Here is a 15,887-nt window from a genome sequence, read left to right on the forward strand (position 1 = left end):
GCTCATGAAAGCCGTTTAGTTCAGGATCCAGGTACCGTTAGCGCTGTCTTTGCAGGCTTTGCTGTTGCCATCGACATCCACACAGGTCGCTTTTTTACGCGCCTTAGGACGAATGGCCTGTTTACGCACGGCGGCATCGTACTGATCGGCCTTAATAACGGCGCGCATCGGGACGTAACCAATCAGCTGATCGTTACCTTCATCGGCGAGCGCCATCCAGTAGTGTTCAACCTGTCCCAGCACCACGTATGTTTTTCCGGTCTCCAGGTTGCGGATAACTTTACCGCCAAAGTCAGGACGGCTCATCAGGGAGGCTGGGTACATGGCACGATACGGCTCGTTGACCGGCGTGAACTCCGTCGGCGGCGTAACGGCGTGACGGTGGGTTAAGGTTACGCCGTTGACCTGGCTGGTCTCGATCGTATCGTCGTTGATCACAGGTTTCTGCGGCGCTTTACAGCCCGCCACCGCCATTACAAACAGAAGTGAAAACAGTACGCGCATTTTCATATGCTTTTCCGTAGCGATATTTCGATGATGGAGATAAGGGGATGAAGTTTGACTTAAGTGCTATCGTTAAAATAGCCAGGATATTTTCGGGGCGTTACTATTTTAAAGGCATAGCTACCGCACGAGCCCTTCAGAATAAGGCCCAGTGTCTTCCTGACATATTTTGACAAACGGTAAACAAGTTTACATGAGCTTCGTATCAATTCAATATTTACCGCTACGTAACTGATGGTAAATGAAGCAGTCGGAAAATTATAGGATTAATCTGAGAAAAAAATACGACACAGCCTGCACCCTTTTATTACCCCACCTCAACACCACATAACATCATGTTTTATAAATTAAAAACACAAAAGAGAACCACTTTCATTAACGCAATACTGCTATTATCGCCACTACCATAATTAGTAGAATTCGCGTATTGGTGATGCCACAAGAATATACCGACGATGAATTATTTGTTGCACTAACAGGGTATCTTTAATATTCATCGTAATTCACCGTCAAAATGGGAATATTTCACTTATGCCGCACGGCGTTAATTTCACGCCTCAAAATAACTTTATATTTCACGTTGTGATAATTACCCACTAAGACATAAATTATATCCATTAATCATTAAGCCTGAGTAAACATTCCCGTCACTCTCGCGTTGCCCAATGCGCCAGATCGCCTGCCAGGTGCGAATATTGTCTTTTTCACCAATCGTAAGCTTCATTCGAAGTTTAACTGGTACTACATCCTCCTGCGTTCGCCGCCATCTATCCCACCTACCGGGTGATAGATAAGATTTATTATTCAAATGATAAAATTTCGTTATAATTTCTTTAAATATTTATGCGACTTAGCTGATAAATAACTGTAATAAAAAGAATTTAAGATAAGGCGTTTTGCCGTGCCGTATGCGCACAGACACCCGGCCGTCATTGCTTTCGCTTATTGTCTTCTTCAGTGATTTATTGGCTTAGTCGCCGTAAGACCGAACGAATCAGGAGTTGGTATGAACAATAAAAGACGCTCAGTGCCCGGTATCAGACACTATGATGGTCCAGCCGGAGGCTGGGGCGCGTTAAAAGCCACGGCCATTGCGGTACGTACCCAGATGGATACCTTTGATGCCCCCGCGACGCTGTTGCGCACCAATCAACCTGACGGTTTTGACTGTCCGGGCTGCGCGTGGCCCGATAAAGAACATAAATCGACGTTTCAGTTCTGCGAGAACGGCGCCAAAGCGGTGACCTGGGAAGCAACCAGCAAACGTGTAACCCCCGCGTTTCTGGCGGAAAACAGCGTCTCCTCGCTGCTGGCAAAATCGGACTTTGAACTGGAAGGCTATGGTCGGCTGACGCATCCCCTGCGCTATGACCGGGACAGCGATACCTTCAGGCCCGTCGAATGGGACGAGGCGTTTCAACGCATCGGCGAGGTGTTGCGCGGGCTCGAACCGGACCAGGTTGAGTTCTATACCTCCGGGCGAGCCTCTAACGAAGCGGCGTATCTGTTCCAGCTGTTCGCCCGCGAATACGGCACCAATAATTTCCCGGACTGCTCGAATATGTGCCACGAGGCCACCAGCGTCGGCTTGCCGCGATCTATCGGGATCGGGAAAGGTACCGTCTCACTGGACGACTTCGACAAGACCGAGCTGGTGATCTCCATCGGCCACAACCCCGGCACTAACCATCCGCGCATGATGGGTACTCTTCATGAGCTGGCGCGTCGCAACGTGCCGATTATCGTCTTTAACCCGCTGCGCGAGCGCGCCCTGGAACGCTTCGCTGACCCGCAAAGCGTGATTGAAATGGCGACCTACGGCTCCACGGATATCGCCTCAACCTATTTCCAGGTGAAGGCCGGGGGCGATGCCGCCGCGCTGAAAGGCCTTGCCAAACACCTCCTGGAGATGGAGGCCGAACGCGGTGACGTGCTTGACCACGCGTTTATTGCAGAGCATACCCAGGGCTTTGAGGATTTTGCCGCCGATATCGCGCAAACCTGCTGGGACGATATCGAGCGCGAGTCGGGCCTGAGCCAGGCGGCGCTCGGGAAAGTGGCTGAGGCCTATGCAAAATCGAATGCCACCATCATTACCTACGGGATGGGGATTACCCAGCACAATAAAGGCACGGCAAACGTGCGGCTGATCGCTGACGTGCTGCTGCTGCGCGGCAATATCGGCAAGCCCGGCGCGGGAATCTGCCCGCTGCGCGGTCATTCTAACGTGCAGGGGAACCGCACCGTCGGGATTAGCGAGAAACCCACGCCGGCCTTCCTGAACCGTCTGAAGGACGTGTTCGGCTTTGAGCCGCCGTCTCACCACGGGCATGACGCGGTGCAGGCCACGCAGGCGATGATCGACGGCCGGGCGAAAGCGCTTATCTGCCTCGGCGGCAATTTTGCCGTGGCAATGCCCGATCATGAACGCGGTTTTCCGGCGATGGGTAACCTGGATTTGAGCGTCCACGTTGGTACCAAGCTGAACCGCACCCATCTGCTGGTAGGCAAAGAGACCTTTATATTTCCGTGTCTCGGCCGTACCGAACTGGATATCCAGGCAACCGGCCGTCAGTCCATCACCGTCGAAGACTCTATGTCGATGGTGCATGCCTCCTCCGGCAAGCTGAAACCTGCCTCACCGTTGCTCCGTTCAGAACCCGCTATCGTCGCCGGCATGGCAAAAACCACCCTGCCAGCCACTCGCGTGGACTGGATGACGCTGGTTGAGGATTACGACCGCATCCGCGATCTGATTGAGCAGACCATTCCGGGCTTTGAGAACTACAATGCGCGGATCCGCGTTCCCGGCGGCTTCCGGATGCCGCTGCCGCCAACGCAACGTATCTGGCCAACGGCGACGGGAAAAGCGATGTTCTCGGTATTCGACGGTGTTCACGAGAACGCCAGCGGCGAAGGTGAACACGTTCTGCGCCTGATCACGCTGCGCAGCCACGACCAGTACAACACCACCATTTACGCCCTCGACGACCGCTACCGTGGCGTGTTTGGCCGCCGCGACGTGCTGTTTATGAACGAAGACGATATGGCGCAGTCAGGACTGGAACACGGCGACCGCGTGGATATCGAAACCGCCCTGCCCGGCAGCGTTCAGCGTCTGGAAGACATCACCGTGGTGGCGTACAGCATCGCCCCGGGCTCTGTCGGCGCCTACTACCCGGAGGCCAACGTGCTGGTACCGCTCGACTATCTGGATAAGGACAGCGGAACGCCGTCTTATAAATCTGTTCCGGTTCGCATTACCCTGCGCTCAAAAGAGATCCGCATGCTGTAAGGCTGTTCGCGCAAAGAAAACGATGGATATTAAACAGTTAAAATACTTAATCGCACTCGACCAGACCCGGCACTTTGGTAAAGCGGCCTCGCAGTGCAATGTCACCCAGCCGACCCTCTCCATGCGCATCCGCAACCTGGAAGAGGAGCTGGGGCTGGTGCTGATCGTGCGCGGACAGCGCTTTGAAGGGTTTACGCCGGAGGGAGAGCGCATCCTTGCGTGGGCTCGCTCCCTGCTGGCCGCGCACGACGGCTTACAGGCGGAAGCCGCGCTGTGCAAAGGCCAGGTGGTGGGTGAATTACGGCTGGGGATGGTGCCGCTGGCGAGTGTGGATCCGATGATCTTTATTCGTCTGCTGACGCAAAAATACCCGGAGCTGACCTACAGCCTCTATTCTATGTCCTCCGCACAGATTGCCGATGGCGTCAGCCGCAACCAGCTTGAACTGGGGATTTGCTACCTGAATAGCATCGACACCAGCCTGTTCGACATTATTCAGTTGCCCAAAACGAAGATGGGTCTGCTGCACGACACCCGCCACTTCCAGCTACGCCAGGAGAGACTGACCTGGCGCGACCTGATGGATTTTCCGCTGGGGTTCCTGACCAAAGGGATGCATTACCGGGCGCATATGGAGGCCAGCTTTAACGCGGCGGGCATCGAACCGACGTCGGTTTTTGAGAGCGACTCCACGTTCCAGATCATTCAGGCGGTTCAGAGCGGCGTGTGCTGCGCCGTGATGCCGCTGAACAACGGTCTGGAGGATCTGAACAGTAATTTCAGGATAGTCCCCATCACCGACGCAAATATTGAGGCTCCCGTCGGACTGATTATGCGCAGGCAGAAACCCGTATCTTCACTGGCGCTGCGCTGTTTTACCGATGCGCAGGAAATTTTTCATGCGGACAATGAGGCGTAAGCCTGGCGCGCCACTACGCTAAAACCGCCGATGAGCACCGCGTCGCAAACGGCCCGGTGTTCCGGCGAGCTCACCAGCGCGCATAGCGCATCGCGGATGGCGTTCAGCGTTTCAGGCGAAGTGTTATGCGAGGTGATGAGCGGCAGCCCAGGCGTCAGGGGGGTGCGGTCAATAACTGCCAGCCCCGCAAGCCGCTCCGGCTCGTGACGCTGCAGCAGCGCCCAGGTGACACAGTCGATAGCCGCGATATCCCCAGCCCCGCGTTTGATATCAATCAGCGACTGCCGATGGCTACCGCTAAAGGACGTTTGCGCGAAAAACGGACCGTCAGTTGCCAGAGGAGCCACTTTTTTTCGCAGCGCACGGTAGCCGGACTGCGAGTCCGGGGAATTACAGACCGCCCGGCGTCCGCGAAAATCAGCCAGCGTGAGATGCCGATCCTCCTCGCGCACCGCCAGAACGCTACGGTAGTGGATCCCTTCGCAGCCCGGTGCCGTGTAGTGAAAACAGCCGACCACCTGCACATCCGGAAGCTGCGTGACCAGCGGATAGCCGCAGGCCTGGCTGAGGATAAGCCCAGGCTGTTGCCAGTGGGTCAGCAGGTCAGCCTCCGGCCAGCCGGGGTCACGATCGACGGGCACACCGCGCGCAACCAGTAAACCCTTTACCGCCAGCCAGAGCGCGCGGGTGTCGTCGCGATCCACGGCGTACATGGGAAACGCCAGCAGGTTACTCATACTCATCCTCTTGTTGTCTCCCGGGATGAACGGTGACGTCGACGGGTCTGGCCCAGAACTGTCGCAGCCATTCGCCGTAGCCCCTGACGAGAAAACCGTGGTTTCGCTCCCGGTACGCCTCACGGTTTTGCAGGTAGATCGCCTTCAGTCCGTACCAGGGAACGCCCGGTAAATCATGATGTACTGAATGGTAGTTGAGATTTAAAAACAGTACCCGCCAGAACAGCCCTGCCTCGTTAATGACGGAGCGCGCGAGCGGGTCGTCCGCCGCGCGATGTTCGAAAAACGATCGGACTTTAGTGAGCGCCAGCGCCGGATAGCTTACCGCCAGCACAAACCAGACGGGTGAAAAACCGACGTGCATCATCCAGGCGAAGAGTGCCGCCAGCAGCATAATGTGCACCAGCCACATCGTCATCGCCCGCAGGCGAAGATGACGAAACGCCGCCGCGGCGCTGCACAGGGTCTGAAGAATATCGAGCAGCGGCGCAAGCATCAGCCGACCGGCGAAGGTGTTTCGGGCGCGGATCGCACGCTTCTGCCACGGGGTAAAGCGCGCCCAGCTCTCGTCGGTAAAATAGTACGACTCCGGGTCATCCACCGGATGGGTCAGGCTATCGTACCGATGATGGGCCAGATGAGAATCCCGGTACAGGCCATACGGATACCAGACCGCCAGCGGGAGTGTGCCAAACAGCTGGTTAAGCCAGGCAAAACGCGTGGGGTGCCCATGGATCAGCTCATGCTGCAGGGACATGTACCAGGCGGTAAACCCGATCAGCAGCAGCGTGGCGGGAAGCAGGCCGAGCGTTTGCCAGAACGCCAGCGTGGCAAACCAGCCAGCATAAATAGTAATAATTAACAGCCAGGTGGGCAGTTCGCTTCGCCACAGGAATCCCGATGCGAGATGGTGGATTTGATTGCGTTGTTGCGGATGCAAATAGAGGGAGCTTCGTTTACCCATTCCTTCAGACGCCGTTTCGCCAGAGACAGTCTCCTGACAATCCGGGATTACATCTGAAATAACAAACAACTTAAATCGCTTTGCTTTGCCAGAAACATGGGGCTTGCCCGCTGCTTGACTTATTCTGTAATAAAGGTACTTTTCAGGACATGAAAAAGATCCTGATTATCGTTCCTGACGGCGGCATGCTGTTTGAAGCCGCCGGTATCGCCGACATTCTGATGCAGGCCAACCGGCTGCACCCGGAAGGGCTTGCCCAACCCCGCTACCGGATTATCATCGCTACGACCCAGCCTCACCAGGTGATCCACGGTCAGTCCGGCCTGAATCTGCTGGCGGATTACCGCCTGCCGGAGCTGGATCCGCGTGAACCGCTGGACACCATTATCATCACCGGACGCGGCATGAACGAGCAGGAGAGCACGGCGGTCGTCGACTGGCTGCACCTTGCGGCGCCGCACGCCCGGCGGGTCGCTTCAATATGTGGCGGCGCGATGCTGCTGGCCCAGAGCGGTTTGCTTGACGGTCGTCGCGCGACCACCCACTGGCGGCTGCTGGAGACAATGCAGGCTCAGTACCCGTCAATCAGGGTCGAGGGCGGCCCGCTGTATATTCAGGACGGTCCCATCTGGACCTCCGGGGGCGTGAGTTCCGGGTTTGACCTGACCCTGGCGCTGGTGGAGGACGACTACGGATTTACCCTCGCCCGCGATGTGGCGCAGGATATGGTGATGTATCTGCGCCGTCCTGGGGGACAGCTGCAGTTCAGTCGCTACAGCCTGCAGCAGCCTGGCGCATCGGGCCCGATAAGCGAGCTGCAGGCCTGGATTCTGCAAAACCTCACCGCCGACCTGTGCGTGGAAAATCTGGCCGAAAAAGCGGCGATGAGCCCGCGCAATTTCACCCGCGTGTTTACCCGTGAGACCGGCGTCTCTCCTGCCCGCTACGTGACCGAAGCGCGTCTGGCCGCCGCCCGCCAGCTGCTTGAGCAGACCAGCGATTCCCTTGAGCGCATTGCCGGGCAAAGCGGGTTTGGCACCAGCATTAATTTGCGACGCGTGTTCGAGAAACAGCTCCACCTCACCCCGGGCGAATACCGCCAGCGCTTTCACCGCCGGAAAATGGCGTAATCTGATCCTTTTTTGTCGTTTACGCCATTGCGCCTGACGCCTACAGTGACTCCAGACAACGAAAGATAAGGAGTGCACCATGGTTAAGGTCGGTATTAACGGTTTCGGCCGTATCGGACGTAATTTCCTGCGCGCGGCGCTGGGTAACCCGGATCTGCAGATTGTGGCCATTAACGATCTGACGGACAGCAAAACCCTCGCCCATCTGCTGAAACACGATTCCCTGCTGGGTAAACTACCCGCGCCCGTTGAAGCGGCAGACGGCGCGCTGCAGGTAGACGGGCAGCGGATCGCCGTATTTAGCGAACGCGATCCGGCGAATATTCCGTGGCGCGATGTCGGCGTTGACGTGGTGATTGAAGCTACCGGGTTCTTTACTGAACGGGAAAAAGCGGCAGTGCATATCACCCACGGCGGCGCGAAGCGCGTCATCATTTCCGCTCCCGGGAAGAACGACGACCTGACGATTGTGATGGGCGTCAATCATGAGCAGTACGATCCCGCCCGCCACGCTGTGGTGAGTAACGGGAGTTGCACCACGAACGGTCTGGCACCGGCTGCTCAGGTGCTGCATCAGCAGTTCGGGATTGAGCATGGTCTGATGAACACGACCCACGCCTACACCAACAGCCAGGCGCTGCACGACCAGCCGGAGAAAGATCTGCGCGGCGCACGCGCGGCGGCGCTGTCGATTGTGCCTTACTCCAGCGGCGCGGCGAAAGCGCTGGGGAAAGTGATCCCCTCTCTGGACGGTAAACTGACCGGGTACTCCCTGCGCGTGCCGGTTCCGGTGGTGTCGGTTGTGGATTTAACGGTGACGCTGAGCCGCAACGTGACCGTCGAAGAGGTGAACAACGCGTTCCGTCACGCTGCCGCCAGCGGGCCACTGAAAGGCATTCTGGGATACAGCGATGAACCGCTGGTCTCCAGCGATTACCAGGGCGACCCGCGCTCCTCGATTATTGACGGGCTTTCCACGCTGGTGATTGGCGGGAATATGGTGAAGATCCTGGCGTGGTATGACAACGAGTGGGGATTCTCAAACCGCCTGGTAGATTTGGCGGTATTTATGGATAAGAAAGGGCTGTAGTCTTACCTTGATGCCGGGTGGCGCTTGCGCTTACCCGGCAAGTGCATTACTCCGCTTTTACTTTCACGCCCATAAACACAATCACCATCGCCGTTACCAGCAGAAGGCCGCTGCCGGCAAATACGCCGCTGGCCCCGTTGAGGTCAAATACCGCCCCGCCCCCGGCCGCACCGGCGCTTATCGCCAGCTGGATTGAGGCTACCAGCAGTCCCCCTGCACTTTCGGCTTCATCCGGAACGGTGGTGGCAAGCCAGGTTGACCAGCCCACCGGAACCAGACCAAATGCAAAGCCCCACAGCGCAACCAGGAATCCGTCCAGCATAGCCAGGTGACCAAATGCCACCATGGTGAGCGCGAGAACGCCCATGGCGAACGGTACCAGCGCCAGCGTCAGGCGCAGATTACGCGCCAGAAGATGCCCGGCAACGGAGGTGCCCACAAAGTTGGCCAGTCCAAAGCCCAGCAGGATCAGTGAAATGGTCTCTACGCTCGCCTGCCCTACCGTTTCCAGGAACGGACGCAGGTAGGTAAAGAACGCAAAATGGCCGCTGAAGATCAGGATGGTCGCCAGCATGCCGCCGATCATTCCCGGGCGACGCAGCACGCGAAACAGCGTGCTCAGGCTGCCGCTGCTCTCCGGCTTCATGGACGGCAGGACCCAGAGCTGCCACAGCAGCGCCAGCATGCTCGGCAGAATGCAGAGGATAAACACGTTACGCCAGCCGATCAGGCTGCCAAGATAGCTGCCCAGCGGCGCCGCAACCACCGTGGCAATGGATACGCTGGAGAAGATCACCGCCAGCGCTTTCGGCACTTTGTCCGCCGGCACCAGACGCATCGTCGTGGCCGTCGACATCGCCCAGAATCCCCCGATGGCAACCCCCAGCAGCAAACGCCCCATCAGCAGAACGTGCAGGTTGGGCGCAAAAGCCACCAGCAGGCTGGAGATAATTTGCAGCACCGAGAAAAACATCAGCACCCAGCGGCGGTCGATGCTTTTGGTTGCCGGGGTAATCAGCAGCCCGGTCACCAGCGCCACGAGTGCGGTGGCGGTCACGGCCTGTCCGGCCATTCCCTCACTCACGCCGAGGCTCGCGGCCATTGGCGTTAACAAACTGGCGGGCAGAAATTCTGCCGTAATCAAGCCAAACACCCCCAGCCCCAGTGAATAGACGGCCCGCCAGGCGGGTTTTGCAGGCGTTACCGCCTCGCTCGCCGCGACACATGAATTCATCTGTTTTTCTCCCGTTATAGAAATGTGACAACTGTCGCAAAAGCATAGAAGGTTCACCCTGGACGATCTATGACATATAATCTCCACTTATTGATTATTCGTCCGGAGTTGCGTCATGACCGTACAGTCACCCGATTTGATCAGCGAACTTTTACGCGGCATGCGCCTGTCGGGGGTGAAATACCGTCGAATTGAAGCCAGCTCGCCGTTTGGCGTCGCGTTCCATCACGCGCCCGGTAGAGCACAGTTTCATTTCGTGAGCCAAGGCAGCGCCCTGCTGCGAATGGAGAGCGGTGCGACGTTCGAACTGAGCAGCGGCGATGCCCTGTTTATTCCCGGCGGTAATTCTCATGCACTACTCTCTGACGAGCAGGCCACCATAACCCCGGTCAACGACTTTCCCAGCGAACCTATCTGCAGCTCGGTCTGCGCTATTACCTGTGAGCCCTGCCCGGAGGGCGAGAACACCATCATCTTTAGCGGGTGCATGGATTTTGAGCTGGGCGGGATGCAGCCGCTGATCAAGGCGATGCCGGAAGTGATGATGGTTAGCCGGCTGATGTCCACCTGGCCGGAAATTCATCCGCTGCTCGCGGCAATGGAGCGCGAGTCAATGACGCGACAGGTCGGGTTCGCCGGGATCCTTGCCCGGCTGGCCGACGTGGTGGCGGCGCTGATCGTCCGCGGCTGGGTCGAGGCGGGTTGTGGAAAAGCGACGGGCTGGGTGCAGGTCTTACGTGACCCTCGCCTGAGCCGGGCCATCTACGCTATGCACCAGCAGCCCGGCCTGAACTGGAGCGTGGCGGACCTTGCAAAAGAAGCGGGCACCTCCCGTTCCGTGTTTGCAGAACGGTTTCTGTCCGCGACGGGAACCACCCCGGCCAAATATCTCAGCGAGCTGAGAATGCGGCTGGCCATTCAGTACATTCGCCATGAAAATCAGCCCATTGAAACGGTCGCGCTGCGGCTGGGATATGGTTCGCTGGCGGCGTTTAGCCGGGCGTTTAAGCGGATTATCGGGCATGCACCCGGCACGCTGCGGGAAGCCAGCCAGACCCCGGAAGAGGTGTGACTGGCGTACGACATCAGAAGTAGTATTTAAAGCGCACGCGTCCGCCGTAGCGATCGTCATTTCGGTCATCGCCGTCTTTCGGATGGGCTTCCACCCAGGACGCATACGCGCCAAGATAAATATTGAAATTCTTCATCTTCATCACGTTCGGGATCAGGTATGAAGCATGAATGGTGTGAATATCATAATCCCCGGGATCGGTTACCCAGCAGTCCCCGTCGCAGTCAGCGTCGAAGTTAGCGGTGTTGAAATTATCGATCTGGTTGTGCGCGTAGATATAGCCCAGCTCAACGTTACGCCATAAGGCATTCACGCCCGCGGTGAAATCCTTCTCATCTGTTGCATCCATATAAGCGGTATTCAGGTTCGCCACGATACCGCCATCCGGATCGGTTTTTTGCCCGTTCCACGTCATGGTGAAGCCGTAGCCGGTGCGATCAGACTGGTCTACCCATTTCCCCGATGCATCGCGGTAGCCATAGGCGTTGTTGATGAGGTTGCTCTCCATCGCGATGGCCGTCGAGAAGTTGCCTTCCTGCCAGGCAATGACTGGACGGACGTAGGCGACGTTTTTTTCGTTATCCAGGTCCACACCGTGGTACTGCTGGTCAACAAACAGCGAACTGCCATCCTCCAGCAGGGTGTTGACCTCGAAATACCAGTTTCCCAGGGTTTTACTCAGCTGGAAATTACCGCCGCTGTCGCTACGCCCACGCCCCTCTTTCATCATGTAGATGTAGCCGTAACCATCGCTGTAGAGGTCGTTAGCCGTGTTGCCGGAATATTCAACGAAGGTGTCCTGATTCAGCGGGAACATGTCATAGGCTTCGAAGCGCCCAACTTTCACCTTCCAGTCGTTTTCCGTACCAAAGAAGAAAACGGCATCATCAAGGTTCATTTTGCCCGTTAAGTCAGCCAGCGGCTGCACGGAGAAACCGGCAAAATTGCCGTTCTCCATCCGTTTATATCCGTCAAAACCCAGCAGCAGACGGCCGTTAATATCCCAGCGCTCGTGGCTGCCGGGTGCCCAGTCTTTATTGGCCGTCGTTTTCATGGAGGTTAAGCTGCCGGTCTTGCTGGCCGCGTCCATATTAAATTCAACGTCACCATAAAACTTAATATCGCCGTAGCCGGATAACGTCAGCTTCGGTACCGCTTGCGCTGTCGCAGGCTCCGCGGATTGAACGTCAACCGGATTCGCGGCCACCACGGTCTGCTGCTGTTTTGCCAGAACCTGAATTTGTGCTTCCGCCTTTTCAGCCCGGGTTTCGGCTTTTTCAAGGCGTGCTTCCAGCTGTGCCAGCTTATCTTCCAGACGCTGGGTATCTTTTGCTGCCATTGCTCCGGTAGTACAAAACGCACTGACAATGAGTGCAAGGGTTTTCACTTTCATCGACTCCATCCTCGTGAGTTAATCATTATTTCCTGACGGACACAGAGAACCTCGCCGATAATTCATATGAATTATCGGCTTACTACATCAACCATTAAGAATTAGCGAATTCGCCTTTATTTAAATCATTCACTACGCCATTCATGACGTTTTCGTTTAATTTATAAAACTTAATCGAGAACGCGGTGAGTAAATAAAACAGTGAAGGGATCAACGTAAACAGCAGAATGACACCCTGAACGGCGGATTGCGATTGTACGGTACTGTTTGACTCGTAATTAAACCCGGCGAGAACCCACCCCAGAATGGCACCGCCGACGGCGACACCTAATTTAATCACAAATATATTGGCAGCAACATTCATGCCTGTAATACGGCGCTGGGTTTTCCATTCACCGTAATTATTTGCATCGGTGATCATAGACCACTGCAGCGCACCGTTGCCGCCCTGGACAATCTGAATAAGCACGTGGGCGATCAGGGGAATAACCCAGAACTCCAGCGGCAGCCAGAAGCAGGCCACGCCTAATGCGGCATTCAGGATATTAATCCAGAACGAGAGTTTGACCTTGCAAAAACGGGTGCCGAACGGCTGAGCCAGCACGGAGCCAAACATCGAGGCCAGCATCCCGCCCAGCATAAAGAACGAGATGATGTCCGCCCCTTTGTTCAGCACGGTGTTGACGTAATAGACCACCGCGCCGCCGCGAATCACCACCGCCACCAGCATCATAAAGTTGTAAATGGAGAGAATGCGCCACTGATCGTTACGGAAGAGAATTTTAACGTCACGGGCGATGTTCAGATTCTCTTCTTTGATGGGCTGCACGCGCTCTTTTGTGGTCGCAAAACAGACGATAAACATCAGACAACCGATCACGCCAAAGAGCGCCATCGCTACCTGAATGCCGGTTGCTCTGTCACCAGGGTAGAGATAATCCGCCAGAGGCAGAATGAGGGCTGTACCAAGCGCACCGCCAATAGGGGTGATAGCAAAACGCCAGGACTGCAAAGAGAGGTTTTCACGCGGGTCGGACGTTAGCGCCGCCCCCAGGGAGCAATACGGGATATTAATGGCGGTATACATCAGAGTCATAAATATATATGCCCCGACGGCATAATAAATCTTTCCGGTTTCGGTAAAATTCGGAATGGAATAAACCAGTACGCAGCTCACCGCAAAAGGCACGCATATCGCCAGCAGCCATGGACGAAAACGCCCCCAGCGTGTTGACGTTGCATCGGCAATTGCCCCCATTACAGGATCGGTAATAGCATCTAATAAACGCACCAGAAGAAACATCGTTCCCATTACGGCCGGCGGTAATCCATATATATCCGTATAGTAATACGCCAGAATGGCCACCGATGAATCAAATACAATGTGACTCGCTGCATCTCCCAGGCTATAGCCTATTTTTTCTTTGACCGGAATTTTTTCTGCAACTGACATAGCGTGACTCCTCATTTATGAAACCGGTTTCTTTTGTTGCGACAATTTCGCCTGAGAGTGACGCCACGATCCATTATGTTTTTTCACCAGGAACTTATGTTTTTTGCTTTATGTGATCGTGATAATTAAAAGAAACAATTCACCGGGCACATTATGTGCAACGGATCGCAATTTATTTCCCATGCTGTTAGATATTCACAATATCAATATTTCACCCCATCACGCGCGGCATTAAGCGCAACGGTAAATAGTCTGGATTTGTGCAAAATGCGATGTTCGACACGCGAAGCGCGGCATATTCGACTAAGGTTTTCTGGTGATTGTTGACAGCGTAACTGCTGCTCAGTGAATAAGGAGAAGCACCAATGATAACCCCTCAAAAGCTGCGCCCTCGCCTCTTACCTCTGGTTCTGGGCAGTGCGCTGCTCGCGGTTGCCGCTTCTGGCGCCGCGGAAGAGATGAACGCTGGCCAGACGAATTCACCGGATATTTTGCTCGGGCCCCTCTTCAACGATGTTCAGAGTGCCAAACTCTTCCCCGATCAAAAAACCTTTGCCGACGCGGTACCTAACAGCGATCCTCTGACGATCCTTGCCGATTACCGCATGCAGCGCCGTCAGTCCGGGTTTGATTTACGCCATTTTGTTGAGGTGAACTTTACGCTACCGGGGGAAGGTGAAAAATATGTTCCGCCTGCCGGGCAAAGCTTACGTGAACACATTGACGATCTCTGGCCCGTACTGACGCGCACCACCGATAAAGCCAGCAACAAATGGGATTCCCTCCTGCCGTTACCGAAACCTTACGTTGTGCCCGGCGGTCGTTTCCGGGAGGTCTACTACTGGGACAGCTATTTCACCATGTTGGGTCTGGCGGAAAGCGGTCACTGGGACAAAATCAGCGATATGGTGGATAACTTTGCCTATGAAATCGACACCTTCGGGCATATCCCCAACGGCAACCGCAGCTATTACCTGAGCCGTTCCCAGCCGCCGTTTTTCTCACTGATGGTTGAACTGCTGGCGACCCACGACAGCGATGCGCTGAAGAAATATCGTCCGCAGATGGAGAAAGAGTATGCCTACTGGATGGACGGCGTTGACGCCCTTCAACCGGGGCAGGCCAACAAACGCGTGGTGAAGCTGGATGACGGCGCAATCCTCAATCGCTACTGGGACGATCGCGATACCCCGCGCCCGGAATCCTGGCTTGATGATGTGAATACCGCTAAAAGTAACCCTAACCGACCCGCGACAGAGATCTACCGTGATTTACGTTCCGCTGCGGCCTCGGGCTGGGACTTTAGCTCCCGCTGGATGGATAATCCGCAAAAACTCGGCACCATCCGGACCACCAGCATCGTGCCGGTAGACCTGAACGCCCTGATGTTCAAGATGGAAAAACTGCTGGCGCGGGCAAGCCAGGAGAGCGGTGATGCCGCCAGCGCAAGCAAATATGAGGCGCTGGCTACTGCGCGCCAGAAAGCCATCGAGAGCCACCTGTGGAATGATAAAGAGGGCTGGTACGCCGATTACGATCTCAAGAGCAAGAAGGTCCGCAATCAGCTCACGGCGGCGGCCCTGTTCCCGCTTTACGTGAAGGCAGCGGCACAGGATCGCGCCGATAAAGTCGCCGCGGCAGCCTCATCTCGCCTGTTGCAGCCGGGCGGGATAGCGACCACCACCGTAAACAGCGGCCAGCAGTGGGATGCGCCAAACGGCTGGGCTCCGCTGCAGTGGGTAGCAACGGAAGGGTTGCAGAATTACGGGCAAGATAAGGTCGCGATGGACGTGACCTGGCGCTTCCTGAAGAACGTTCAGCATACTTACGATCGCGAAAAGAAACTGGTCGAGAAGTATGACGTGTCGACAACCGGTACGGGCGGCGGCGGTGGAGAATATCCGCTACAGGATGGGTTTGGCTGGAGCAACGGCGTGACGCTGAAGATGCTGGACCTGGTCTGCCCGAAAGAAAAACCGTGCGACAGCGTGCCGGAGAATCGGCCTGCGGCGAATGACGAGGCTGCGCCGACGAAAGCTGCGGCGCAGTAAGTGTATTGCCGGGTGGCGGCTACGCCTTACCCGGCCTACATTTTG

General features: G+C 56.1%; 12 protein-coding genes. 6 read left to right on the forward strand and 6 right to left on the reverse strand.

Annotated features, from left to right (window positions below; translation table 11 throughout):
• Window positions 1-15: 15 nt before the first annotated feature.
• Window positions 16-510, reverse strand: a complete 495-nt coding sequence (locus tag PYW49_RS17590) for a hypothetical protein (RefSeq protein ID WP_032647696.1) — start codon at window positions 508-510, stop codon at window positions 16-18.
• Window positions 511-1,510: 1,000 nt separating this feature from the next.
• Here PYW49_RS17590 and PYW49_RS17595 point away from each other — a divergent pair.
• Both PYW49_RS17595 and PYW49_RS17600 read left to right on the forward strand, forming a co-directional pair.
• Entirely contained in the window at window positions 1,511-3,799 is a 2,289-nt protein-coding gene (locus tag PYW49_RS17595) for an FdhF/YdeP family oxidoreductase (RefSeq protein WP_320387092.1), read from the forward strand.
• 22 nt (window positions 3,800-3,821) lie between these two features.
• Window positions 3,822-4,718, forward strand: a complete 897-nt coding sequence (locus tag PYW49_RS17600) for a LysR substrate-binding domain-containing protein (protein ID WP_320387093.1) — start codon at window positions 3,822-3,824, stop codon at window positions 4,716-4,718.
• Here PYW49_RS17600 and PYW49_RS17605 read toward each other — a convergent pair.
• Window positions 4,697-5,455, reverse strand: a complete 759-nt coding sequence (locus PYW49_RS17605; RefSeq protein WP_320387228.1) for a phosphate/phosphite/phosphonate ABC transporter substrate-binding protein — start codon at window positions 5,453-5,455, stop codon at window positions 4,697-4,699. The two genes, PYW49_RS17600 and PYW49_RS17605, sit on opposite strands and share 22 nt — an antisense overlap.
• The gene (locus tag PYW49_RS17610) at window positions 5,448-6,419 is read right to left on the reverse strand and encodes a fatty acid desaturase (RefSeq protein ID WP_320387094.1); all 972 of its coding nucleotides are present in this window, start codon (window positions 6,417-6,419) and stop codon (window positions 5,448-5,450) included. The genes PYW49_RS17605 and PYW49_RS17610 overlap by 8 nt, the downstream gene beginning before the upstream one ends.
• A 149-nt stretch (window positions 6,420-6,568) precedes the next feature.
• Between PYW49_RS17610 and PYW49_RS17615 the strand changes: the two genes are divergently transcribed.
• Window positions 6,569-7,549, forward strand: a complete 981-nt coding sequence (locus tag PYW49_RS17615; RefSeq protein WP_320387095.1) for a GlxA family transcriptional regulator — start codon at window positions 6,569-6,571, stop codon at window positions 7,547-7,549.
• Window positions 7,550-7,628: 79 nt separating this feature from the next.
• Window positions 7,629-8,639, forward strand: coding sequence for a type I glyceraldehyde-3-phosphate dehydrogenase (gap, locus tag PYW49_RS17620; protein ID WP_320387096.1), 1,011 nt, complete (start codon window positions 7,629-7,631; stop codon window positions 8,637-8,639).
• Window positions 8,640-8,685: 46 nt separating this feature from the next.
• Here the strand turns inward: gap and PYW49_RS17625 are convergent, their stop codons facing one another.
• Complete coding sequence (locus PYW49_RS17625; RefSeq protein ID WP_059312785.1) at window positions 8,686-9,873, reverse strand: MFS transporter; 1,188 nt, start codon at window positions 9,871-9,873, stop codon at window positions 8,686-8,688.
• A gap of 115 nt (window positions 9,874-9,988) precedes the next feature.
• Between PYW49_RS17625 and PYW49_RS17630 the strand changes: the two genes are divergently transcribed.
• On the forward strand, window positions 9,989-10,945 hold the full coding sequence (locus tag PYW49_RS17630) for an AraC family transcriptional regulator (RefSeq protein WP_134350625.1): 957 nt from the start codon (window positions 9,989-9,991) through the stop codon (window positions 10,943-10,945).
• Window positions 10,946-10,958: 13 nt separating this feature from the next.
• Here the strand turns inward: PYW49_RS17630 and PYW49_RS17635 are convergent, their stop codons facing one another.
• Together PYW49_RS17635 and PYW49_RS17640 are read right to left on the reverse strand one after the other, a co-directional pair.
• A complete protein-coding gene (locus PYW49_RS17635) occupies window positions 10,959-12,338 on the reverse strand; it encodes a carbohydrate porin (protein ID WP_320387097.1) in 1,380 nt (459 codons plus the stop codon).
• A gap of 94 nt (window positions 12,339-12,432) precedes the next feature.
• Window positions 12,433-13,791 (reverse strand): glycoside-pentoside-hexuronide (GPH):cation symporter, encoded by a 1,359-nt coding sequence (locus tag PYW49_RS17640; protein ID WP_320387098.1) that lies wholly within the window; start codon window positions 13,789-13,791, stop codon window positions 12,433-12,435.
• Between the two features lie 365 nt (window positions 13,792-14,156).
• Here PYW49_RS17640 and PYW49_RS17645 point away from each other — a divergent pair, with 365 nt between their 5' ends.
• Window positions 14,157-15,842: an alpha,alpha-trehalase gene (locus PYW49_RS17645; protein WP_134350628.1), complete on the forward strand. Its 1,686-nt coding sequence runs from the start codon at window positions 14,157-14,159 to the stop codon at window positions 15,840-15,842.
• Window positions 15,843-15,887: the final 45 nt, after the last annotated feature.

It is taken from the genome of Enterobacter chinensis, from assembly GCF_034008295.1.
GTDB classification, from domain to species: domain Bacteria; phylum Pseudomonadota; class Gammaproteobacteria; order Enterobacterales; family Enterobacteriaceae; genus Enterobacter; species Enterobacter chinensis.

Excerpts from the sequence above, each read along its gene's own strand:
- PYW49_RS17590 (WP_032647696.1), bottom strand. The coding sequence starts at position 510 with ATGAAAATGCGCGTACTGTTTTCACTTCTGTTTGTAATGGCGGTGGCG.
- PYW49_RS17595 (WP_320387092.1), top strand. The coding sequence starts at position 1,511 with ATGAACAATAAAAGACGCTCAGTGCCCGGTATCAGACACTATGATGGT.
- PYW49_RS17600 (WP_320387093.1), top strand. The coding sequence starts at position 3,822 with ATGGATATTAAACAGTTAAAATACTTAATCGCACTCGACCAGACCCGG.
- PYW49_RS17605 (WP_320387228.1), bottom strand. The coding sequence starts at position 5,455 with ATGAGTAACCTGCTGGCGTTTCCCATGTACGCCGTGGATCGCGACGAC.
- PYW49_RS17610 (WP_320387094.1), bottom strand. The coding sequence starts at position 6,419 with ATGGGTAAACGAAGCTCCCTCTATTTGCATCCGCAACAACGCAATCAA.
- PYW49_RS17615 (WP_320387095.1), top strand. The coding sequence starts at position 6,569 with ATGAAAAAGATCCTGATTATCGTTCCTGACGGCGGCATGCTGTTTGAA.
- gap (WP_320387096.1), top strand. The coding sequence starts at position 7,629 with ATGGTTAAGGTCGGTATTAACGGTTTCGGCCGTATCGGACGTAATTTC.
- PYW49_RS17625 (WP_059312785.1), bottom strand. The coding sequence starts at position 9,873 with ATGAATTCATGTGTCGCGGCGAGCGAGGCGGTAACGCCTGCAAAACCC.
- PYW49_RS17630 (WP_134350625.1), top strand. The coding sequence starts at position 9,989 with ATGACCGTACAGTCACCCGATTTGATCAGCGAACTTTTACGCGGCATG.
- PYW49_RS17635 (WP_320387097.1), bottom strand. The coding sequence starts at position 12,338 with ATGAAAGTGAAAACCCTTGCACTCATTGTCAGTGCGTTTTGTACTACC.
- PYW49_RS17640 (WP_320387098.1), bottom strand. The coding sequence starts at position 13,791 with ATGTCAGTTGCAGAAAAAATTCCGGTCAAAGAAAAAATAGGCTATAGC.
- PYW49_RS17645 (WP_134350628.1), top strand. The coding sequence starts at position 14,157 with ATGATAACCCCTCAAAAGCTGCGCCCTCGCCTCTTACCTCTGGTTCTG.